This is a genomic window from Zoogloea ramigera, assembly GCF_006539865.1.
In the GTDB taxonomy this organism is placed as follows: domain Bacteria; phylum Pseudomonadota; class Gammaproteobacteria; order Burkholderiales; family Rhodocyclaceae; genus Zoogloea; species Zoogloea ramigera.
The window spans coordinates 1-20,618 of the sequence record NZ_BJNV01000031.1; the positions used below are offsets into that span (position 1 = coordinate 1).

A 20,618-nucleotide genomic window follows, 5' to 3' on the forward strand; every position below is an offset into this window, starting at 1 on the left:
ACGACGCCCCGTCGTTGACGAGCACCCCGCCGCCGCCGAGCGCACTGGCGTGCTGCGCGACCAGCGTACCGGCAGCGATCGTGGTGCCACCGCCAAAGCCGGCGCTGTCGCGAAGGCCCAGCGTGCCGAGGCCCTGCTTGACCACGCTCATCGCCACCCCGCCGGAAAGCGGTCCACCGAGCGTCAGGTAGCCACCGTCCGCCACCCCCAGGACAACCGGCCCCGGATCGTTGAGGGAGACCGTGCCGTCGTAGCGCGCGGCGCCCGCCCCCGTGAGCGCACCGCTGCCACCCACCCCGCTCCCCGTCAGCTGAAGGGACGTGACGCCGAGGTTCACGGCGTCGATGTCGAGCGTAGCGCCGTCCGACACCTCCACCCCGCCACTGCCCAGTACATTGCCGCTGCCGCTCACCGAAAGGGTGCCGGCCTGGACCCGGGTCACGCCGAAATAATCCGGGCTGGCGCCGGACAGGTGCAGCGTTGCGTTGCCGGCCTTGGCGAACACGCTCGCGGCGCCGCCGCTGATGGAGCCGGCATAGGCGTTCTCGAGACCCTGATTCACCGTCAGTTGGCCCGAGGCGCCCAGGAGCACCCGCGACGCCGCATCGCCCCCGCTCAGGTGTGCGATGCTCTGGGTGGTGTTGGCGATATCCAGGGTCGCGCCGGGCCCCACCAGGGTCTCGGTGTTAGGCAACACGCCATCGCTCGTGGCCCTGAGCGTACCCGCCAGGATCTGGGGGTAGAACAGGCTGCCGGTTCCATCGAGGACCAGGACGCCGCCGCCGACCTTCTGCAGGATCGGTGCGGCGCTCGTCGGGACGTCCGTACGGCCGTCGATCTGGCCGCCGAGCGTGAGCGTGTCCGACGCCCCGGCCGTCTCCATCCTGGCGTGGCCGACCATCGTGACCGTGCCGCCGTAGGACGCCGTGCCGCGGCCCGCGAGGGTCTCGAGGCCCGCGAGGCCGCCGGTGAGGGTAAGTGAGGCAAGCGAATTAAGGGCCACCCCGTCGATCTCGAAGGTGCCTGTGCCGGTGACCTCCAGGCTCGATGCGGCGGCAAGGGCGTTCGAGGCGGTCACCCTCAGCGCGCCTTCAGAGACCTGGGTGAGGCCCGTGAAGCTGTTCGCCCCGGAGAGCGTCAACACGCCCGCCCCGGTCTTGCTCAGCGCAGCCGTACCCGAGGCGGGGCCGCTGCCGGTGATCTGGCCGGCAAAGGTGTCGTCACTGGTCTGGTTCACCGCCAGCCCGCCGGTGCCGGCGGCGCCCAGCGCGATGCGCGTCCCGCTCGCCCCCGACAGATTGCCGATGCCCTGGGTCTTGTCATCGAGATTCAGCACCGCCGAGCCCTCGAGACTCACCGCCCCGCCCTCTGGTAGGGCGGATGCCGCCGCTGTCCTGAGCGTGCCGACGCGGATGATCGTCCCGCCCGAGTAGGTGTTGCTGCCGGACAGGGACAGCTCGCCCGCCCCCTGCTTGACCAACGAGGAGCCGACGCCGGTGACGCCCCCGGAGAGAGCCGCTGCGCCCGCGCTGTTAATGGTCAGCACACCGCCATTCGTGTTGATGGCAGCGCCGATGTCGATGGTGGTGCCGGCGTTGAGGCTCAAGGCCCCGCCGGCGGTGGAGATGGAGGTGACGCCAGGCTCCGATCTGATCGCCTCGCCGGCCTCGACCGACACAAACTTCGCCGCATCACCGCCCGTCGTGCCGAAGGCGACATCGGCGTTGAAGATCACGTTGTCCTGAGCTCTCAGGACGTACTTCGAGTCCGACGACAGACTGCTGGCAAGAACGTAAAAATCACGACGGAGCAGCGGCCCGCCGTTCGCCTCGAACAAGAAACCCGCCGTGCCGTCAGTATCTATCGCAGGCTGAATGCCCCCGCCCGGATTGGCGCCGACATACAGATCACCCGGGTCCAGCAGCAGCGTCCCCGTCCGCCCCCGCGGCGCGCTGGTCACCACGCTGCCGGCAAAGGCCAGGTTCTGCTTGCCCGACACCTCGACGAAGCCGCCGTCGCCGCCGACCGCACCGCCGCGAGCGCTGATCGTGCCGTAGAAGCGCGTCCAGTCGTCGGCCCAGGTGATCACCCGGCCACCGTCGCCGCGGCTGAGCGCGTCGGCGTTGATCGTCACGCCGCTGCCCACGAAGGCCCGCGTCGCGTTGTGCTCGGGGCCGCTGCCCTGGTAGTTGCCGCCCACCAGCACGCTGCCGCCGCCGGCATCGCCCGAGGCGTCGAGGCGGGCGCCGCCGATCAGCCCGACGTTCTCGCCCAGCACCCGCAGCTGGCCGCCCGCCGTGCCCGGCGCGGTGCCGGACGCATCCAGCATGCCACTCACCATCACGCTGCCGTGGGCGCCGCCATCCAGGTAGATCTCGCCGCCACGCTGGCTGATGCCGCGCGCCCGCACCACGCCATCCACGTTGAGCACGGTATCCACCAGCGCATCCCGTGCGCCGGCCTGGAGCGCCACCCGCCCGCCATCGGCGCTGATCTGCCCGCTCTGTTCGACCAGCGCCCGGGCCGCGCCGACATCAACCTGGTAGCGCACCAGCCCGTCGCCCTCGAAATCCACGCTGACCCGCTCACCGGCGATCAGCCCGGTGGTGCCGCCCGGGGTAGCGATGCTGCCCGAGTTGCTCACCTGGGTGCCGATCAGCGACACGCTGCCGCCCGGCGCAGAGATGATCGAGCCCGCGTTGCGCACCGCCCCCGAGCCGCCCGGCGCGGCGTTGAACACCGCGCGCCCCGAGAGCAGGTCGGCCGTGCTGGCGCTGAGGGTGCTGGCCACCAGGCTGCCCACGTCCACCACCGCCGTGCGGCCGAAGATGATGCCCGTGGGGTTGATCAGGAACACCGTGCCCGGCGCGCTGATGAGGCCGAGGATCTCGGACGGGTTGTTGGACGTCACCCGGTTGACCGTCATCGCCGCTGCCGAGGGCTGGTTGAAGCGCACCGCCTCGCCGGCCCCGATGTTGAAGCTGCGCCAGTCGATCGCCGCCTTGCCGCTGGCCTGGTCGATCACCAGGCTGTTGCCGCCGGCGCCGCGAACCACCGCCTGCCCCGCAACGACCGTCGGGTCGGTGGGCAGGGCGAAGGCCCGCGGGCCCAGGGCCAGCAGGAGCGCCGCCACGAGGGGGCGCAGGCCGGTTCGGAAACAGGCCCGGGTGGATGCCGACAGCGGAGCGTGGCGCAGCGGGGTGACCATGACGTTTCCTTTCATCTGGCCGGATGCAGGCAGGGCGGCCGCAGCCGCGCGGAAATCAGAAGTAATGCGTGATCTGGGCGTAGGCCCGTGGGCGCTGGTCCAGCTTGTCATTGACCAGGTCACCCTGGACCCGCCAGGCCAGGCTGGCCTGGGCCGACCAGGACGCGGCGGTGGCCCAGTTGAGCCCCACCCCCACCCCAGACAGGATGCGGTTGTTCTTGTCGAACACCCCGTTGCCCGCCGACGGGTCGCGGTCGAGGCGGGCGTGCCCCCAATCCATGAACAGTGTCCCCACCAGCGCCCCGGGCAGCCCGCCCTCGCGGCTGGGGAAGGCATAGCGCAGCTCGGCGCTCACAAGGTGGGCCCGGTCGGCCGGCGCCTCGCCCACCGGGAAGGCCCGCACGCCGGTCGGCCCGCCCAGGCTGAACTTCTCGCTGCTGTCGAGGCGATCGACGGTGAACTGCCCGGCATAGCGCAGGAAGACCAGCCAGCCGGTCTGGCCGATGGTCTGCAGCCGGGCGTAGAAGGGGTTGATCCGCCGGAACAGGCCCTGGGGCGTCCCTTGCACCGCCGTCGGGTTGTCGACGGAACCGTGGGTGTAGGCCAGCGAGAAGCTGTTGATGCCGCCCCCCAGAAAGCGGTCGCGGAGGTCGCCGGAGAGGGTGACCAGCGCCGAATCGGAGCGGCGATGCACCTCGGCCCCCGCCGCCGGCGTATCGACGAAGGTCTTGTGGTCGTAGCCCGCCTGCACGAAGACATTGAAGTTGCGCGAGCGCACCAGCGGGTAGAGCGCAAACAGCAGCGCATCGGAGGCCTCGCCGGTGTGCGGCGGCACGCCGGTGCGGGTGAGCAGCTTGTAGTTGAGGTTGGAGAACGACGCCCCCACCCGCCAGCCGTCCGATCCCACCGGCAGCACATAGCTCACAGAGCCGAAGTTGATCCCGCTGTCCTGGCTGAAGATCCCCCGCAGGGAGAGGGAATCCCCCTGCCCGAGGGGCGAGCCGACCACCACGCCGCCCTGCGCCCGCTGCACGCCGGTGTAGCGGGAGCCCATGTTGTCGAGCTGGACGTTGCCGCTCAGGGTTTTGTCCGGCTTCACCTCGACCAGCAGGTCGGCGGTGCCCGGGCTGCTGCCGGGCCGGATGGTGGACACGGCACGCACCCCGTGCATGTCGTTGAGGAGGAACAGCACCCGCTCCAGGTCGCCGGTGTGCAGCACGGCCCCCGGCTGCAGGCGCGCCAGGTAGGCCTCGACCCGGCTGCGATCGACCGGCGTGGCGGGGTCGAAGTTGAGCTCGACCCTGCCGAGCTCACCCATCAGCACCGCGATCTCGACCACCCCGCCCTGGAGGCGCTGCTCTGGCACATAGGCCTGGGCCAGCAGGTAACCCCGGCCGTTGAGGTGGGCCCGCACCAACCCGGCCGCATCGAGGATGTCCTGGAAGGTCTTGCCGGCGCCCCTGCGCTCGACGAGCTTGTCGAGGATGGCGGGCTGCTCGGCCTCCGGCACCCCGACGAGCCTGAAGGCGGTGATGTCGACCACCAAGTCGGGCACGTCGGAGATCTCCCGGCGGAGCGCCGGCCGCTGGTCGATGACGGGCGCGTCCTGCAGTTTGGGCGGCGCGGGAGTACCCTCGATCTGGCGCAGGATCTGGCCGGCATCCTGCTGCGCGAACGCCCCGCCGGGCAGCGCTGCGCAACAAAGCAGCACAAAGGGCCATGAAGCCTGTCGCCGACCAAACGGGAAACGAGCGCTCATCCTGTCACCTTCGAGGGTATGGGAACCTGTCCTGTGCAAGACTAGGGATAAAACGCCGCCATTGCAAATTGAATCTCGAAGCCTGGCCGCAAATGCAGTATAAGTACGGCTGATGCTCCGCCCAGCCCCTTCGCTCGGTCACCGCCAATGCCTGCATCCCCCACCCCACGCCGCCCTCGCCCCACCTCCCGGTCACGCCGGCAGTTCCTGCTGCAGGGCGGCCTGCTGATCGGCGCAGCCGCCCTGCCCGCCCCCTTCGCCACCGCCGCAGCCGACGGCCGGCGCCTCGCGCTGCTGATCTGCTGCGGCAGCTACCCGGACGGCAAGAACATCCAGCCGGCGCGCAAGAACGGCCGCGACCTCGAAGCGGCGCTGCGCCGCCAGGGCTTCGAGGTCAGCGTCGAGAACGACCTCGAGCTGCCCCGCTTCAGGGACGCCATCGCCCACTTCGGCCAGCGCCTGGCTGCCCTGCCGAACGACGGCCAGACCATCGGCCTGATCTACTTCTGCGGCCACGGCATGCAGGTCGAGGGGCGCAACTACCTGCTGCCCTCGGGCATCGCCATCGACGACCCGAAGGCCCGGGAGCGGTCGATCAACCTCCAGGAGGAAGTGCTGAAGGCCTTTCCGCAGCGCTACCCGGGGCTCGGGGTGGCGGTGATCGACGCCTGCCGTGACAGCGCCGAGCCGATCGACAAAACCGGCTCCTTCAACTATTCCAGCGCGCCGCAAGGCTGCATCGTGGCCTTCTCGGCGAGCGCCGGGCAGGTCTCGCTGTCGCCCAGCGACCCCGCCCAGAACAGCTTCTACACCGGCGAGCTGGTGCGCGTGCTCAACGGCATCGACGACGCCACGCCGATCACCGACATCTTCGAGCTCACCCGCCTGCGGGTCGAGAAGACGATGAGCACCCACCCGGTCGCCATCGTGCGCAAGCTCGCCCAGCGCCCCCACATGACCGCCGGCCAGACCGGCGTCTTCCGCCTGGGCAGCGAGCGGGTGCCGGACGGGGCGCCTTCCCTCGAGGATGCCGCCTACGCCCGCCTGGCCGACGCCCTGGCCCCGGCCGAGGTAAGCAAGGCGGCCACGGCCTTCCTCGAAGCCTACCCCCGGAGCCGCTACGACACCCAGGTGCGGGTGGCCCTGGCCGGCGCCGAGGATGCCCTCAAGGCACTCTCCAGCCGCTTCGTGCGGCTCTCTGCCAGCGCCTTCCGCAGCACCGGCGACCCGCGCTACCTGGAGGACATCCGCAAGGCCGTGCGGGGCGACAAGGACGCCGCCAGCCGGGTCTCCGACATGTACGCCCAGGGCAGCAACGGCGTGGCCGTCAACCCCCAGCGCGCCGAGCAATGGCTGCGCTACTCGGCCCTGCTGGGCAACGCCATCGCCTGCTACACCCTGTACCGCAATCTGGCCGAAAAGGGCGACCCGGACGCCGAGTTCTTCGGCCCCGAGGCGATCCGGCTGGGCTACGTGCCGCCCAAGGGCCTGTGCGGTTCGCGCAAATGGGAAAACTGCTGAGCCCGCGCAGCCCCGCCGGGTCGCCAAACCCAAGTCGGCGTGTATATACTGGAATCGAGGGCGTAGGGCGGGTGATCATGCCTGGCGCGTTTCGACATCGAACAGTCTCAGAGGCCTATCATGACGATCAAATCCCTAGTGCTGGCATCCGCCTGTCTGCTTTTCGGGACGGCGTTTGCCGCCGACAACCGCAGCGAGGTCATCGAGATCAACGACAGCCTCGCGCCCGAGGCCATCGAGAGCGGCCTCTTCCCCAAATCACCGACGGCCGCCGACTGCGCCGAGGCTGCCAAGGCCGGCTTCACCTGCGGCCAGATCGTGCCGCGCAAGGTCTTCTCGCTGCCCGCCAGCATCTCCTTCGGCACCAACTCGTCCGAGCTCAGCGCCGCCGCACGCAGCATGCTGGCCGGCTTCGGCCCGGTGCTCAAGCGCAACGAGGCCTCCGGCAACAAGGTGGTGTTCGTGGGGCACACCGACATCACCGGGTCGCGGGCGCTCAACATGCGCCTCTCCCAGCGGCGGGCCGAATCGGTGCGGCAGTATTTCATCCGTGAGTTCGGCATCTCGCCGTCCTTCGTCGGCGCCATCGGCGTCGGCCCGCAGCAGCTCAAGGACAAGCAGAACCCGGCCAGCGCCGCCAACCGGCGGGTCGAGATCACCACCAAGCCGTCCAACTGAGCCCAGGCCGCCCGCGCGGCGGCCCCCCCGCCCAGCCCCGGCGCAGCCCTGTGGCCCAGCCGAGGTTTTTGTTTCCGGCGGCCGCAAGCCGCCAGAAATTCGCAGCGCATTCACGAACAGGAAACATTCCTGCCATTTAATGGTGTCGCCCCCTCAGCTGCCCGCGCACTGAGAAACCGGAGATCCCCCGACTCCCCCGCGACCCTTCATCTGGATGCCGTGACATGCCAATTCGCCCCCTCGCCGCCGCCCTCGCAATCCTGCTCTCCGGCGCCGCCCAAGCCGCCCCCTCCTTCGTCAATGGCCTCGCCCTCGACGGCGCGATGCTCGACCTCTCCGGCGGCAGCGACGCCAACAACGGCCGGGTCGGCTTCTTCTCCGACATCTACTACGACAGCCAGCGCAACGAGTGGTGGGGCCTGTCCGACCGCGGCCCCGGCGGCGGCACCCTCGACTACGCCACCCGGGTGCAGCGCTTCACCCTCGACATCGACGCAGCCACCGGCGCCATCGGCAACTTCCAGATCGCCGAGACGGTGATCTTCAAGAGCGCCGAGACGGTGATCTTCAAGAGCGCCGGCGCGCCCCTCAACGGCATCGCCCCCAGCCCGGCCAGCAACATCGGCCTCGCCTTCGACCCGGAAGGCCTGGTGATCAACCCGAAGACCGGCACCTTCCTGGTGTCCGACGAATACGGCCCGTCGGTGCGCGAGTTCAGCCGCAGCGGCGAGCTCCTGCGCACCTACACCACCCCCGACAATCTCGTCCCGCGCGACGCGGCGGGCACCCCCAACTTCGCCAGCGACGCCGGCAACAGCGCCGGCAAGCGCACCAACCGCGGCTTCGAGGGCCTGGCCATCAGCCCGGACGGCAAGTACGCCTTTGCGATGCTGCAGAGCGCGATGCTCGACGAGGGCGGCGGCAACGGCTCGATCAACCGCATCGTCAAGTTCGACACCGCCACCGGCCAGGCCGTCGGCCAGTACGCCTATTCGATGAAGCGCAGCGGCCAGGGCCAGGGCATCTCGGCGCTGGTGGCGATCAACGACCACGAGTTCTACGTGCTCGAACGCAACAACCGCGGCGTCGGCGTCGGCGCCACCCTGGCCACCGCCGACAAGGAGGTCTACCGCATCGACCTCAGCGGCGCCACCGACGTGAGCGCCATCGACCTCGACGCCCCCGGCGCCGCCTACACGCCGGTGAGCAAGTCGGCCCGGGTGCTCGACCTCGACGCCAACACCCTCGCCTCGCTGGGCAACAAGTCGCCCGAGAAGTGGGAAGGCCTCGCCATCGGCCCGCACCTCGCCAACGGCGACTACCTGCTGCTGGCCGGCACCGACAACGACTACAGCGTGACGCAGAACGGCACCGGCGAGCAGTTCGACGTGTACTTCCGCTTCACCGACGCCGACCCCTACCTCAGCGCCATCCAGTGCCCGCTGGGCCAGACCACCGGCTGCACCGGCGCCGACACCACGGTGCCCGGCGACGGCAGCTACCGCCTGCTGCCCGGCGTACTGCACGCCTACACCCTCAGCGCGGCCGAACTGGGCGACTACGTCGCGCCGATCCCCGAGCCCGGCAGCTTCGCGCTGATCGGCCTGGGCCTGGCCGGCCTGGCGGGCCTGCGCCGACGCCGGCAGTAAGCGGTAACACCTGGCGACGGCCCCTCCCTGCGAGGGGCCTTTTCGTTTCAGGGCGTCGTATCCGGGCCCGCGCCCCGCGCTGCACCGGCACCCTTGCCAAGCCGCACGAATCTCCGAATACTCCCCCGGAATGCAGCGCCCGCCGCCTATAAAAATGCCGAGGAGACCCGCCATGCCCCAGTCCCGTCACCCGATCGCCGAATCACTGCTGGCTTCCGATACCGGCAAGATCGTCTCCGCCCGCGAAGCCGTGCGCCTGATCAAGGACGGCGACACCGTCGCCACCGGCGGCTTCGTCGGGATCGGCTTCCCCGAGAACATCGCGATCGCCCTCGAGAACCGCTTCGTCGAGGGCGAACAGGCCGACCAGCAGGGCCTCGGCAGCCCGCGCAACCTGACCCTCGTCTACGCCGCCGGCCAGGGCGACGGCAAGGAGCGCGGGCTCAACCACCTGGGCCACGACGGGCTGGTCGGCCGGGTGATCGGCGGGCACTGGGGCCTGGTGCCCAAACTGCAGCAGCTGGCGGTGAGCAACCGCATCGAGGCCTACAACCTGCCCCAGGGCGTCATCACCCACCTGTTCCGCGACATCGCCGCCGGCAAGCCCGGCACCATCACCCGGGTCGGCCTGGGCACCTACGTCGACCCGCGCTTCGGCGGCGGCAAGCTCAACGAGATGACCACCCGCGAGCTGGTCCGCCTGATGGAGATCGACGGCGAGGAGTACCTGTTCTACAAGGCCTTCCCGATCAACGTGGGCATCATCCGCGGCACCACCGCCGACCCGGACGGCAACATCACGATGGAGAAGGAGGCCCTGACGCTGGAGGCCCAGGCCATCGCCATGGCGGCCCGCAACTCGGGGGGCCTCGTCATCGTGCAGGTGGAGCGCGTCGCCGAGCGCGGCACCCTCAACCCGCGCCAGGTGAAGATCCCCGGCGTGCTGGTTGATTGCGTGGTGGTCGCCGAGAAGCCCGAGTACCACATGCAGACCTTCGTCGAGCAGTACAGCCCGGCCTACGCCGGCGAGATCAAGGTGCCCATGTCGGCGATCGCCCCGATGCCGATGAGTGAGCGCAAGATCATCGCCCGCCGCGCCGCGCTGGAGCTCACCGCCAACGTGGTGGTGAACCTCGGCATCGGCATGCCCGAGGGCGTCGGCAACGTGGCCGCCGAGGAGCAGATCATCGACCTCATGACCCTCACCGCCGAGCCTGGCGTGATCGGCGGCGTGCCGGCCGGTGGCCTCAGCTTCGGCGCAGCCACCAACGCCCAGGCCATCATCGACCAGCCCAGCCAGTTCGACTTCTACGACGGTGGCGGGCTGGATCTCGCCATCCTCGGCCTGGCCCAGGCCGACCGCCTGGGCAACCTCAACGTCTCCAGGTTCGGCCCGCGGCTGGCCGGCGCCGGCGGCTTCATCAACATCTCCCAGAACGCCAAGAAGGTCGTCTTTGTGGGCACCTTCACGGCGGGCAACCTGGAGGTGGCGGTACGCGAAGGCCAGCTGGCCATCCTCCAGGACGGCCAGGCCCGCAAGTTCGTCGAGGAGGTCGAGCACCGCACCTTCAGCGGCCCGCAGGCCAGCAAGTGGGGCAAGCAGGTGCTCTACGTCACCGAGCGCTGCGTCTTCCGGCTCACCGCCGACGGCCTCGAGCTCACCGAGATCGCCCCCGGCGTCGACCTGCAGAAGGACATCCTCGACAAGATGGACTTCGCCCCCATCATCCACGGCGCACCCCGGCTGATGGACGCCCGCATCTTCGCCGACGGGCCGATGCACCTGCGCGCCAGCATGCTCGAACGGCCGCTCGCCGAGCGGCTCTCCCACGACCCCGCGCAGAACCTGTTCTTCGTCGATTTCAGCGGCCTCGCGGTACGCAGCCTGGCCGACGTGGAGCGCATCCGCGAAGGCGTCGAGACGCGCCTCGCACCGATCGGCCACAAGGTGAACGCGGTGGTCAATTACGACCGCTTCTCCATCGTCCCCGAGCTGGTGGACGACTACATCGCGATGGTCAAGGACATCATGGAGCGCCACTACCACGACGTGACCCGCTACACCGCCAACACCTTCCTGCGCATGAAGCTCGGCGAGGCGATGGAAAAGCACCAGATCCCGCCCCGCCTCTATGAAAACGCCGACGAAGCCCAGGGGAGCCTGGGCAAGGCCTGACCCACGGCACCGCGGCGCCCCAGCCAGGCAGCCGCAAAGCGCACCTGGAAAAACAAAAACGCGGTGGCGGGCAGAAAAGCCCAGCCACCGCGTCGGCGGTGTTCCTGCGTGCGGGCCAGGCCCGCTCAGGACATCAGAACGGGGTGACCTGCAGCGGGGTGTGGCGCATGTGGATGCGCAGGCCCAGCGCGGCCATGTGCTCGCCCTGGCGGCTCAGGACGGCCTTGGCCAGCGGCAGGAAGACGTCTTCCTCGTACTTGGCGTGGGCCTGGTAGTTGCCGACCAGCAGCTTGATCGCCTCGACATCCACCTCGCCGGCGCCGCCGTGGGCGATGGCGTCGAGCTGGGGCTCGAGCTTGGACCACACCGACTCGAGGTGACGATGCTCACGGACCAGGCGATCGACCGCCTCCTGGGCCTTGTTGCGCTCCTCGCCGGCGTTGGCGTTGGCGATGACGGCCGGGAACAGATCCTTCTCTTCCTCGTTGTGGTGCTCGAAGATCGAGGCACGGAAGAAGCGCACCGCCTCGGCGGCGAGCCGATGGGCCTGGCGGGCCGGTTCGAGCAGCGGCACCAGGCTGTCGAGATCGTTCAGGTGGCGAACGATCCCGGAGTGGCATTCGGAAAAATTGTCGAGCGGAGCCGACTCAAGATTGATGTTCGACGAAGACATAGGGTTCTCCTTTTATTTTGGCGAGGGATTGAGCGATCTTGCGCTCTTGTCGAGATTGCAGCCTATGCGAACCGGAAAGGCCGTGGTTTGAGCACGCTCAAACCCGGACACGCAAGCCGAGGGTTGGCAGGTTGTCCCGTCATTTCCTTATCGCATTGCTAGTGTAACCCCGCCGCCGACTCCGTGTCTGCCCGCCGCAAATCGGCTCGCCGCGGGATGCCACGCCGGGCTAACGGCCCGCCCGCGAGATCCTGAGGCGGCCGCCCTCCTGCACCAGGCTGAAGTGCCGGAGCACATCCATCCCCAGCAGGGCCTGCCCGTCCATGCCGGGCATCACCGCCACCCGCGGGTTGCGCAGCTCGAAGGCCCCGAAGCGGATCGACGGCACCCGCGCGACGCAACCCTCGGCCGTGCCGTTGGCGGTGCGGAACACCTCCGGGCGGCAACAGCCCGGCTCGCTGTCACGGCTCAGGTCGAAGCCGATGGCCGGACAGGCGCGAATGCCGATCCGCTCGCCCAACGCCTGGGGGATGGAGGTCAGGGTGGCCCCCGTATCGACGAGGAAACGCACAGGAACCGCCGCCACCGCGCCCCCGACCTCGTAGTGGCCGCCCCGCCCGAGGCGCAGCTCCAGCGTGTCGCCGTCCATCACCTCGAGGGCCTTGCTGCCGCGGCTCGAGCTCAACCACCAGCTCGCCACGACGGTGCCCAGCACGATGAGGCCGGTCCAGAACAGCGCCGGCAGGATCCAGCCGCCGGAGCGGCCACGGGGTGAGGGGGAATCGAACATTCTGAGTTTCCGGAAAGGGGTGGTGGGGCGCGGCCTGCTGCGTAAATCACGGCGAGGGCGTCCAGCCCGGCCTGCTATCTACCCACAGCATGGCCCATTCGGCAAGCCGCCGGCAGCGCTGCCTGGCACGCCGCGCCGGGCGTCGCCGGCTGCGCAGCAGCTCGACAAGCCCGCCGCGGGGCCTGGGCAGGCCTCTAGCGCGATGCGGCATTCAGGCCCCGTCCATTTCCAGCACCGCAGCCCCCTGCAGCGCGCCCCGCCGCAGCTGCGCCAGGGCGGCGTTGGCCTCTTCGAGGGGGAAGACCGTCACCGAGGTGCTGACCGGGATGCGCGGCGCGAGGTCGAGGAACTCGATGCCGTCCTGCCGCGTGAGGTTGGCCACCGAGCGGATGCTGCGCTCGCCCCACAGGTCGGCATACGGAAAGCCCGGGATGTCGCTCATGTGGATGCCGGCACACACCAGCCGCCCGCCCTTTTCGAGCTGCTTCAGCGCTGCCGGCACCAGCGGGCCGGAGGGGGCGAAGATGAGCGCCGCGTCGAGGGCCTCGGGCGGCGCCTGGCCCGCCTCGCCGGCCCAGGCCGCGCCAAGCTGGCGGGCAAAGGCCTGGCTGTCCACATCCCCCGGCCGGGTGAAGGCGTAGAAGCGGTGGCCCTGGTGGCGGACCACCTGGGCCACGATGTGCGCCGCGGCACCGAAACCATAGATGCCGACCCGCTCCGCGCCGCCCGCCAGGCGCAGCGCCCGGTAGCCGATGAGGCCGGCGCACAGCAGCGGGGCCTGCTCGGTGGCCTGAACCGTGGTCTCGGCCAGCGGAAAGCAGTAGCGGGCATCCGCCAGCGTGTAGTCGGCGTAGCCGCCGTCGATCTGGTAGCCGGTGAAGCGGGCTTCGTCGCACAGGTTCTCGCGGTCGCTGGTGCAGTAGCGGCAGTGGCCGCAGGTCCACCCCAGCCAGGGCACGCCGATGCGCTGGCCTGGCGCGAAGCCGCCGACGCCCTCGCCCAAGGCCGCGACGCGGCCGACGATCTCGTGGCCGGGGATCACCGGCAGCCGCGGCTCGGGCAGCTCGCCGTCGATCAGGTGCAGGTCGGTGCGGCACACGCCGCAGGCCTCCACCCGCAGCAGCACCTGGCCACGGCCGGGGCGCGGCACCGGCCGGCGCTCCAGGCGCAGCGCCTCGCCGGGGCGGTGGAGCACCATCGCGCGCATGGTTTCGGGGATGGAGGCGGTCATGGCAGGGCTCCCTTGTGGTCGGTGTGCAGCGTCGGCGCCGCGTTTCGAGGATAGCGCATCGTCGGCGAAGGCGCGCCGCCGGGCCCGCCTGCGCGGCTAGAATGAAGGCATCGCGGCACCAACCCGCCATCGCACCGGCGGGCGGATGGCGGGCCGCACGAAGGATCACCCGATGAGCACACAAACCCCACCCGGCGGCTGGCGCGGCCTGGCAGACAGCCTGCTGCCCGCCGGCAAGCGCTTCATCCAGCGGGACGGCCCACGTTACGGGGCGGCGGTGGCCTTCTACACGCTGTTCTCGCTGGCGCCGCTGCTGGTCGTCGTGACGGCCGGGGTGGCCCTGCTGCTGGGCACCGACGAGGCCCATGCGGCGATCTACGCCTATCTCGAGCGCTTCTTCGGCGAATCGGAGGCCAAGGCCATGAAATCCCTCGCCGACGCGGCGCTGGCGCGGGTCAGCGGCCCCGGCATCGCCGCCTGGATCGCCATCGGCACCACGGTGGTGGGCGCCAGCGCGGTGTTTCTTGAATTGCAGGCGGCGCTGCGGCGCCTGTGGGGGGCGGAAGACAGCCCCGGCGCCGGCCTGCGTGGGCTGATCATCGGGCGCCTCACCGGCTTTGCGCTGGCCCTGGGGGTCGGCTTCCTGCTCGCCGTGACGCTGATGGCCGAGGCGGCGATGAGCGCGGCGCTGGCCTGGTTCGGCGAGGGTCGGGCCGGGTTCGGGGCCTTGGCCGGCATCGTCGATCTGGTGGTTGTGAACGCCGCCAGCGCCGCGCTGTTTGCGCTGCTGCTGGCCCGGCTGGCGCCGCAGAAGGGCATCCGCTGGCGTGACGCGCTGCCGGCGGCGGCCGTCACCACCGGCCTGTTCGCGGTGGGCCGCTACCTGATCGCCCTTTATCTGGCGCGCACCGGCGTCGCCTCAGCCTACGGCGCGGCCGGCTCGCTGGCGGCGATCCTGGTGTGGATCTACTGGTCGGCGCAGATCTTTTTGTACGGCGCCTGCGTACTGCGCGTGCAGCAGCCGGCGCCCCGCCCGACGACGCCCGAAAGCCAGGCTTGAGCACATGCCCCGCGGGCCGGCCCCGGGCACCTTTCGGCCCGGCGGCGGTCAGCTGCCGGGCAACACACCCATCGCGCAACAACGGAGAACACCCATGAAATCACGCCTCGTCATTCTTCCCCTGCTGTCCACCCTGGTCCTCGGGGCCTGCGCCAACATGAGCGAAACCCAGCGCAACACGGCCATAGGCGCCGGCATTGGCGCGCTGGGCGGAGCGGTCATCAGCAAGAGCACCGGCGGCAACAAGACCGGCCGGGACGCGGCCATCGGGGCCGGCGTCGGCGCGCTGGGCGGCTATGTTTGGTCGCAGCGCATGGAGGCCCAGCGCCAGGCGATGGCCCAGGCCGCCGCCGGCACCGGCGTGGACGTGACCCGCACCGCCGACAACCAGCTGAAGCTGGAGATCCCGAGCGACATCTCCTTCGACACCGGCAAGGCGGCGATCAAGCCCGAGATGCGGCCCATCCTCGACCGCTTCGCCCAGACCCTCAAGGACAACCCGGCGACCAATCTGCGCATCATCGGCCACACCGACAGCACCGGCTCCGACGCCATCAACAACCCGCTGTCGCTGGAGCGCGCCGCCAGCGCCCGCAGCTACCTGGCCGACCGCGGCGTGGCTCCGGGCCGCATCGAGACTGCCGGGCGCGGCGCCCGCGAGCCGGTTGCCGACAACGGCAGCGAAGCCGGCCGGGCGAAGAACCGCCGCATCGAGATCTTTGTTGCCGAAGCCGCCGCCGCCGCGCCGGCCCGCTGAGGGAAGACCGGGCGCTCAGGCCCGGTCGAGCATCACGTAGCGCTTGGTCACCCGCTCGATCACCTCGAAGGTGCCGATGAAGCCCGCCGGGATGATGCCCGCGTCGCCGGGCCCGAACTCGCGCCCGTTGCCTGCGGTGTCGACGATGCGCAGACGGCCGGCGAGCACCTGGAAGAACTCGTGGCGCCCCGGGTGGAAGGCGATCCGCCAGGCGCCGGGCTCGCACTCCCAGTCGCCGACCGAGAGCGCGCCGCCCTCGGCGCTGTAGCGTTCGGAGGTCAGCCGCAGGGGCGGCGTGCCGATCGCCCGGCTGGCCGCGGGGCGGTCTTCGACGGGAGCGGGGGCGGGGTCGGAGAAGTGGATGACGGGCGGCATTGCGGCGGGGCGAGGCAGCTGAGAACGATGAGCCACGCAGTGTACGGCCTTTGCACGATGGCATGAAGCGCGGCCCGACAGGAATATCTTCCGCTTACAAAACGGCCTGCCCGTTGCGGGCAACGGCAAGGCCCGTTATACCCCCGCCGACCACAAAACCAGGACCGGCCGAAACATGCCAGGAGCGCGTGGCGAGCGGCCCGAGGTCGCAATGAGAAGCGGAGCTGTACTGCAGTACCGCGAGCACCGGAGTTGCGAGATGGGGCCGCGCAGTAGCGCTATTGGCATGTTTCAGAACAGCTCGACGTCGTCGCCCTTGTCCTTCATCTCGGCCTTGTAGTTTTCCAGCGCCTCCTGCACCGGCATGCCCTGCATCACCGCGTTGAACATGTCGATCTCTTCGCGGGTGGAATACTTGGCGCGGATCTTCTCTTGCAGCGCGACCCACTCGAAGGGGTTGTAAAGCTTGCGCTGGTCGGTGACCAGGGTGCCGAGGGCCTGCAGGCTGTGGGAGACGTGGGCGAGGCGCTGGCTGAGCTTGTCGTAGAACTGGAAGGCGACGATGGAGCGCTGCACGCGGCCGGCCACTTCGCCGGCGTGGCCGATGAGTGATTCCTTGAGCTGGGCGGTGGCCGGGGTGTCGGGCAGCTGCTCGAGAGCCGAGCCCATCATGCGCATGTAGCCGGCCATCGAGGTGAAGGAGTCGGTGAGGACCTCCACCGAGCTGTTGCCTTCCTTGAGGGCGGATTCGATCTGCCCGACGGCGAGCTCGAGCATCAGCACGGTTTCGCGTACCTGGCTCCAGTCGAGGTCGGGGCTGTGGGCGCTGCTGCCGCGCCGGTCTTCACTAACGGTCATGGGGTTCTCCGGGACTCGGTGGATATCAACGGTTCTTCGGCACCCCGCCGGAAAGCTTTAGCCCGGCGCCGCGCCACCCACGAAAACCGGCTCGGGCTCGAGGTCGACGCCGAAGCGGGCGAACACGTCGGCGCGCACCGCCTGGCTGGCGGCCAGCACGTCGGCGCCGCGGGCCCCGCCGTGATTCACCAGCACCAGCGCCTGGCGCGCGTAGCAACCCACCGGGCCGAGGCGGCGGCCCTTCCAGCCGGCCTGCTCGATCAGCCAGCCGGCGGCGAGCTTCACGCGGCCGTTGGGCTGGGGGTAATGGGGCATGCCCGGGTGCAGGGCGGCGAGGCGGGCGTGGGCCTCGGCGGACACCACCGGGTTCTTGAAGAAGCTGCCGGCGTTGCCGATCTCGGCCGGGTCGGGCAGCTTGGCGCGGCGAATGGCGATGACGGCATCCGATACCTGCAGCGGCGTCGGCTGCGCGATGCCTTCGGCAGCCAGGGCCTTGGCCACGTCGGCATAGGCGGTGACCGGGCGCCAGGCCTTGGGCAGGCGGAAGGTGACGGCGCCGATGAGGTAGCGGCCGGGATGCCGCTTGAAGAAGCTGTCCCGGTAGGCAAAGTGGCAGTCGGCCTTGTCGAAACCCACCGTCTTGCCGGTTTCGAGGTCGTAGGCGCGCAGGCTGTAGAAGTGTTCGGCGAGCTCGAGGCCGTAGGCGCCGATGTTCTGCACCGGCGCGGCGCCCACCGTGCCAGGGATGAGGGACAGGTTCTCGAGGCCGGCCCAGCCCATTTCCAGCGTCCAGCGCACGAAGTCGTGCCAGTTCTCGCCGCCACCGGCGCGGATGTACCAGGCGTCGGCATCCTCCTGCACCCGGCTGCGGCCCTTGAAGGCCACCTGCAGCACGAGCCCGTCGAAGTCGCCGGCCAGCACCAGGTTGGAGCCGCCCCCCAGCACCAGCCGCGGCAGGCCCTGGATGCGCGGGTCTTCGAGGATGGCGCGGAGTTGGTCCACGTCGTGCACCGCCGCGAACCACGCGGCGCGGGCCGGCAGGCGCAGGGTGTTGAAGGCGTCGAGGGCGACGTCGCGCTGGAGCAGGTCGGGCTGGGATGAACTCATGGAAGGCTTACTGCCGGATCTCGGCGAAGGGGGCCGGCACCGCCGTGCCGGGGGTGCGGCGGTAGGGGTTGATGTCGAGCCCGCCGCGCCGGGTGTAGCGGGCAAACACCGACAGGGCGCTGGGCTGGCACTGGCGCAGGATGTCGACGAACACCCGCTCGACGCACTGCTCGTGGAACTCGTTGTGCTGGCGGAAGGAGATGATGTAGCGCAGCAGGCCCTCGCGGTCGATCGGGGCACCGGTGTAGCGCACCACCAGCATCGCCCAGTCCGGCTGGCCGGTGACCAGGCAGTTGGACTTGAGGAGGTGGGAATACAGGGTTTCGGTGACCGGCGCGCGGCTCGTGTCGGCCGAAAGCAGCGCGGGCTCGGGGGTGTACAGGTCCACGTCGATCTCGAGCCCGTCGAGCAGGATGCCCTTGGGGTAGCCCATCGGGCGCTGGGGGCGCGTCGACAGCGGCGCCACATGCACCAGCACCGGGGCGCCAGCGGCCGCCGAGAGGTCGCGGGTGAGGGTGGCGACGAGTTCATCGACACCCGCCAGGCGGGTCTGGTTGAAGGAGTTGAGGTAGAGCTTGAGCGACTTGGACTCGATCAGGTTGGGCGAAGTGGCCGGCACGATGAAGTGGGCCAGCGCCACCACCGGCTTGCCGCGGGGGTCGAGCCAGGAGAGTTCGTAAGCGTTCCAGATGTCCTCGCCGACGAAGGGCAGCGCGCCTTCGGCAATGCCGATCTCGGCGCGCTTGCCCTGGCGCGGGATGGGGAACAGCAGGGCTGGGTCGTAGTGCTCGGCGTAGGCGACGGCCTTGCCCAGGGGCGAGGCTTCGGGGGCGGTGCTCATCAGCGGTTTTCCTTGAGGGCGCGGAGGAGTTTCTGGCCGGCGCGGCCATCCACGGCGTGGCCGAGGCGCTGCTGCTCGACGCGGATGGCGGCCCGGCTGGCGTCGCCGAGCATGCCGTCGACGCTGCCGATGGCGTGGCCGCGGGCGACCAGCAGGGTCTGCACCTCGCGGCGCTCGGCGCGGGACAGGCCGGCGTCGTCGGTGGGCCAGGGCGTGGCGAAAGGGCCGCCGCCGCGCAGGCGGTCGGCGAGGTGGGCGATGGCCAGCGCGTAGCTCTCGGCGGCGTTGTAGCCGTAGATCGCGTCGAAGTTGCGGAACACCAGGAAGGCCGGGCCCTTGGCGCCGGCGGGCAGCAGCAGGCCGGCATTGCCCTCGCCCGCCAGCGGGCTGCCGTCGATGCGGGTGAGGCCGCGGGCGCTCCAGGTGGCCAGCGGCTGCTTGTTGCGGCGACCGGCGCCGCTGGCGTCGAAGCCGGCGGGCAGGCGCACCTCGAAGCCCCACACCTCGTCGTCACGCCAGCCGGCCTTCTTCAGGAAGTTGGCGGTGGAGGCCAGCGCGTCGGGCACGCTGCCCACCAGGTCGCGGCGGCCGTCGCCGTCGAAATCGACGGCCAGGCGCAGGAAGGTGGACGGCATGAACTGGGTGTGGCCGAAGGCGCCGGCCCAGGAGCCGGTGAGCTGCTCACGCTTCACGTCGCCGGCATCGACGATCTTGAGGGCGTCGAAGAACTCGCCACGGAAGTAGGCCTGCCGGCGCCCATAGCAGGAGAGCGTGGACAACGAGGTGAGCAGCGGCCGCGAGCCGAAGTTGCGCCCGAAGTTGCTCTCGACGCCCCATACGGCAACCACCGTGGCCGGGTCGACCCGGTAGCGCGCGGCCACGGCAGCGAGGGTGTCGCGCCAGGTCTTGAGCATGGCCTGGCCGTCGGCGACGCGCTCGTCGTCGACGAGGCCGGAGAGGTAGTCCCAGATGGGCGTGCGGAACTCGGGCTGGTAGTCGAGGAAGTCGAGCACCTTGAGGTCGGGCGCGAGACCGGCGGTGAGCTGCTCGTAGCCGGCCGGCGAGACGCCCCGAGCGACCGCGGCGGCCTTGAGTTCAGCCACGCAGGGCGCGAAGCGGGCCGGGTCGGGCGCGTCGGCGGCATGTGCAGCCGACGCGAGGAGCAGGGCCAGGGCCACGCCCTGCAGGGGCGACTTCAGTCGCCCGCGGACGTCGATCAATGAACGGCGCCGGGTATCGCGCGCGGACGGGCGACTGAAGTCGCCCCTACAAGTCGCCCCGTCAGTGGGCGTGGAAAAGCCGGGCTGTTTCATCGTATGAAGGTTTGCATGAGGGCGAAGAAGCGCCCGTAGAATTCGGCGTCGGTGACGGTTTCCTCGCCCACCTTGACCAGGGATTCGTTGTTGCCGCCGAAGGGCAGCGACAGGGAGCCGATGCCGGTGACGCTGAGGCCGGTGCTGGCCGAGCCGGCCTTGAGCTCCTCGCGCACCTGGCGCACGTTGGCGTACACCGCGGCGCCGTCGCCTTCGGCCAGGCAGAACAGGCTGAAGGTGAGCTGGACCTGGGTGCTGCGGTCGGGCTGGAAATACTTGCGAGCGCGCACCGCGTCCACCTTGCTCTCGTCGATCAGGTAGCCCTGGCTGAGCAGGGCCCGCCGGCCGGCTTCGCAGGCGGCGGCCGGCCCCACCTCGAAGGACTGCTCGTAGGGGGAATCGGGGGTGAAGTTCTCGAGCTTGTAGCTTTCATCCTTGGGCTTGGACGACAGGCTGCTGCAGGCTGCCAGGGCAAGGCTCAGCAAAAACAGGGTGAAACGGTGACGCATGGGTGGCGGTACTCGATTTGAAGCGTGTTAGGGGCTGACTCGGCCGCCCCTGCGGGCTGCGTGGCTCTCAAGGAAGCGCAGGGCCGCCCGAAGTTTCCTTGCCCCCACGGGGG

Annotated in this window: 17 protein-coding genes; 6 read left to right on the plus strand and 11 right to left on the minus strand. The window is 70.1% G+C overall.

The genetic code is table 11. From position 1 onward, the window contains the following. Both ZRA01_RS10130 and ZRA01_RS10135 read right to left on the minus strand, forming a co-directional pair. Nucleotides 1-3,208 (minus strand): filamentous hemagglutinin N-terminal domain-containing protein (locus ZRA01_RS10130; RefSeq protein ID WP_170182937.1); only part of this gene is annotated, 3,208 nt, incomplete at its 3' end. Between the two features lie 55 nt (nucleotides 3,209-3,263). Continuing rightward, nucleotides 3,264-4,967: a ShlB/FhaC/HecB family hemolysin secretion/activation protein gene (locus ZRA01_RS10135; protein WP_141351773.1), complete on the minus strand. Its 1,704-nt coding sequence runs from the start codon at nucleotides 4,965-4,967 to the stop codon at nucleotides 3,264-3,266. Nucleotides 4,968-5,114: 147 nt separating this feature from the next. On the opposite strand from ZRA01_RS10135, the gene ZRA01_RS10140 reads away from it, so the two are divergent. The 4 genes from ZRA01_RS10140 (at nucleotide 5,115) to ZRA01_RS10155 (ending at nucleotide 10,991) form a co-directional block, all read left to right on the plus strand. Continuing rightward, nucleotides 5,115-6,488, plus strand: coding sequence for a caspase family protein (locus ZRA01_RS10140; RefSeq protein ID WP_141351775.1), 1,374 nt, complete (start codon nucleotides 5,115-5,117; stop codon nucleotides 6,486-6,488). A 120-nt stretch (nucleotides 6,489-6,608) separates the two neighbouring features. Then, on the plus strand, nucleotides 6,609-7,166 hold the full coding sequence (locus tag ZRA01_RS10145; RefSeq protein WP_141351776.1) for an OmpA family protein: 558 nt from the start codon (nucleotides 6,609-6,611) through the stop codon (nucleotides 7,164-7,166). Nucleotides 7,167-7,390: 224 nt separating this feature from the next. Beyond that, nucleotides 7,391-8,815 carry an esterase-like activity of phytase family protein gene (locus tag ZRA01_RS10150; RefSeq protein ID WP_141351778.1) on the plus strand — a complete coding sequence of 475 codons (1,425 nt, stop codon included), beginning with the start codon at nucleotides 7,391-7,393 and terminating at the stop codon, nucleotides 8,813-8,815. Nucleotides 8,816-8,987: 172 nt separating this feature from the next. Next, on the plus strand, nucleotides 8,988-10,991 hold the full coding sequence (locus ZRA01_RS10155) for an acyl CoA:acetate/3-ketoacid CoA transferase (RefSeq protein ID WP_141351780.1): 2,004 nt from the start codon (nucleotides 8,988-8,990) through the stop codon (nucleotides 10,989-10,991). Between the two features lie 133 nt (nucleotides 10,992-11,124). On the opposite strand, the gene ZRA01_RS10160 is transcribed toward ZRA01_RS10155, so the two are convergent. The 3 genes from ZRA01_RS10160 to ZRA01_RS10170 all read right to left on the minus strand — a co-directional run bounded on the left by ZRA01_RS10160 (nucleotide 11,125) and on the right by ZRA01_RS10170 (nucleotide 13,685). Then, nucleotides 11,125-11,664 (minus strand): hemerythrin domain-containing protein, encoded by a 540-nt coding sequence (locus ZRA01_RS10160; protein WP_141351782.1) that lies wholly within the window; start codon nucleotides 11,662-11,664, stop codon nucleotides 11,125-11,127. A 229-nt stretch (nucleotides 11,665-11,893) separates the two neighbouring features. Next, nucleotides 11,894-12,454 (minus strand): retropepsin-like aspartic protease family protein, encoded by a 561-nt coding sequence (locus tag ZRA01_RS10165; RefSeq protein ID WP_141351784.1) that lies wholly within the window; start codon nucleotides 12,452-12,454, stop codon nucleotides 11,894-11,896. Between the two features lie 211 nt (nucleotides 12,455-12,665). Continuing rightward, complete coding sequence (locus tag ZRA01_RS10170) at nucleotides 12,666-13,685, minus strand: zinc-dependent alcohol dehydrogenase family protein (RefSeq protein ID WP_246093616.1); 1,020 nt, start codon at nucleotides 13,683-13,685, stop codon at nucleotides 12,666-12,668. A gap of 172 nt (nucleotides 13,686-13,857) precedes the next feature. Between ZRA01_RS10170 and ZRA01_RS10175 the strand changes: the two genes are divergently transcribed. After that, entirely contained in the window at nucleotides 13,858-14,745 is an 888-nt protein-coding gene (locus ZRA01_RS10175; RefSeq protein ID WP_170182938.1) for a YihY/virulence factor BrkB family protein, read from the plus strand. A 94-nt stretch (nucleotides 14,746-14,839) separates the two neighbouring features. Beyond that, nucleotides 14,840-15,502, plus strand: a complete 663-nt coding sequence (locus tag ZRA01_RS10180; RefSeq protein ID WP_141351788.1) for a YiaD family glycine zipper/OmpA-like lipoprotein — start codon at nucleotides 14,840-14,842, stop codon at nucleotides 15,500-15,502. A 15-nt stretch (nucleotides 15,503-15,517) separates the two neighbouring features. Here the strand turns inward: ZRA01_RS10180 and ZRA01_RS10185 are convergent, their stop codons facing one another. From ZRA01_RS10185 to ZRA01_RS10210, 6 genes are all read right to left on the minus strand, one after another. After that, nucleotides 15,518-15,877, minus strand: a complete 360-nt coding sequence (locus ZRA01_RS10185) for a cupin domain-containing protein (protein ID WP_141351790.1) — start codon at nucleotides 15,875-15,877, stop codon at nucleotides 15,518-15,520. 291 nt (nucleotides 15,878-16,168) lie between these two features. Beyond that, nucleotides 16,169-16,735, minus strand: a complete 567-nt coding sequence (locus tag ZRA01_RS10190; RefSeq protein WP_141351792.1) for a hypothetical protein — start codon at nucleotides 16,733-16,735, stop codon at nucleotides 16,169-16,171. 57 nt (nucleotides 16,736-16,792) lie between these two features. Then, entirely contained in the window at nucleotides 16,793-17,842 is a 1,050-nt protein-coding gene (gene murB, locus ZRA01_RS10195; protein ID WP_141351794.1) for a UDP-N-acetylmuramate dehydrogenase, read from the minus strand. Between the two features lie 7 nt (nucleotides 17,843-17,849). Beyond that, a complete protein-coding gene (gene queF / locus ZRA01_RS10200; RefSeq protein ID WP_141351796.1) occupies nucleotides 17,850-18,683 on the minus strand; it encodes an NADPH-dependent 7-cyano-7-deazaguanine reductase QueF in 834 nt (277 codons plus the stop codon). Further along, entirely contained in the window at nucleotides 18,683-19,903 is a 1,221-nt protein-coding gene (locus ZRA01_RS10205; RefSeq protein ID WP_371859296.1) for a lytic murein transglycosylase, read from the minus strand. The genes queF and ZRA01_RS10205 overlap by 1 nt, the downstream gene beginning before the upstream one ends. 89 nt (nucleotides 19,904-19,992) lie before the next feature. Next, nucleotides 19,993-20,505, minus strand: coding sequence for a DUF2242 domain-containing protein (locus ZRA01_RS10210; RefSeq protein ID WP_141351800.1), 513 nt, complete (start codon nucleotides 20,503-20,505; stop codon nucleotides 19,993-19,995). Nucleotides 20,506-20,618: the final 113 nt, after the last annotated feature.

What these genes read in the sequence shown, in the direction of transcription:
- ZRA01_RS10135 (WP_141351773.1), bottom strand. Translation starts at nt 4,967, where the DNA reads ATGAGCGCTCGTTTCCCGTTTGGTCGGCGACAGGCTTCATGGCCCTTT.
- ZRA01_RS10140 (WP_141351775.1), top strand. Translation starts at nt 5,115, where the DNA reads ATGCCTGCATCCCCCACCCCACGCCGCCCTCGCCCCACCTCCCGGTCA.
- ZRA01_RS10145 (WP_141351776.1), top strand. Translation starts at nt 6,609, where the DNA reads ATGACGATCAAATCCCTAGTGCTGGCATCCGCCTGTCTGCTTTTCGGG.
- ZRA01_RS10150 (WP_141351778.1), top strand. Translation starts at nt 7,391, where the DNA reads ATGCCAATTCGCCCCCTCGCCGCCGCCCTCGCAATCCTGCTCTCCGGC.
- ZRA01_RS10155 (WP_141351780.1), top strand. Translation starts at nt 8,988, where the DNA reads ATGCCCCAGTCCCGTCACCCGATCGCCGAATCACTGCTGGCTTCCGAT.
- ZRA01_RS10160 (WP_141351782.1), bottom strand. Translation starts at nt 11,664, where the DNA reads ATGTCTTCGTCGAACATCAATCTTGAGTCGGCTCCGCTCGACAATTTT.
- ZRA01_RS10165 (WP_141351784.1), bottom strand. Translation starts at nt 12,454, where the DNA reads ATGTTCGATTCCCCCTCACCCCGTGGCCGCTCCGGCGGCTGGATCCTG.
- ZRA01_RS10170 (WP_246093616.1), bottom strand. Translation starts at nt 13,685, where the DNA reads ATGACCGCCTCCATCCCCGAAACCATGCGCGCGATGGTGCTCCACCGC.
- ZRA01_RS10175 (WP_170182938.1), top strand. Translation starts at nt 13,858, where the DNA reads ATGAGCACACAAACCCCACCCGGCGGCTGGCGCGGCCTGGCAGACAGC.
- ZRA01_RS10180 (WP_141351788.1), top strand. Translation starts at nt 14,840, where the DNA reads ATGAAATCACGCCTCGTCATTCTTCCCCTGCTGTCCACCCTGGTCCTC.
- ZRA01_RS10185 (WP_141351790.1), bottom strand. Translation starts at nt 15,877, where the DNA reads ATGCCGCCCGTCATCCACTTCTCCGACCCCGCCCCCGCTCCCGTCGAA.
- ZRA01_RS10190 (WP_141351792.1), bottom strand. Translation starts at nt 16,735, where the DNA reads ATGACCGTTAGTGAAGACCGGCGCGGCAGCAGCGCCCACAGCCCCGAC.
- murB (WP_141351794.1), bottom strand. Translation starts at nt 17,842, where the DNA reads ATGAGTTCATCCCAGCCCGACCTGCTCCAGCGCGACGTCGCCCTCGAC.
- queF (WP_141351796.1), bottom strand. Translation starts at nt 18,683, where the DNA reads ATGAGCACCGCCCCCGAAGCCTCGCCCCTGGGCAAGGCCGTCGCCTAC.
- ZRA01_RS10210 (WP_141351800.1), bottom strand. Translation starts at nt 20,505, where the DNA reads ATGCGTCACCGTTTCACCCTGTTTTTGCTGAGCCTTGCCCTGGCAGCC.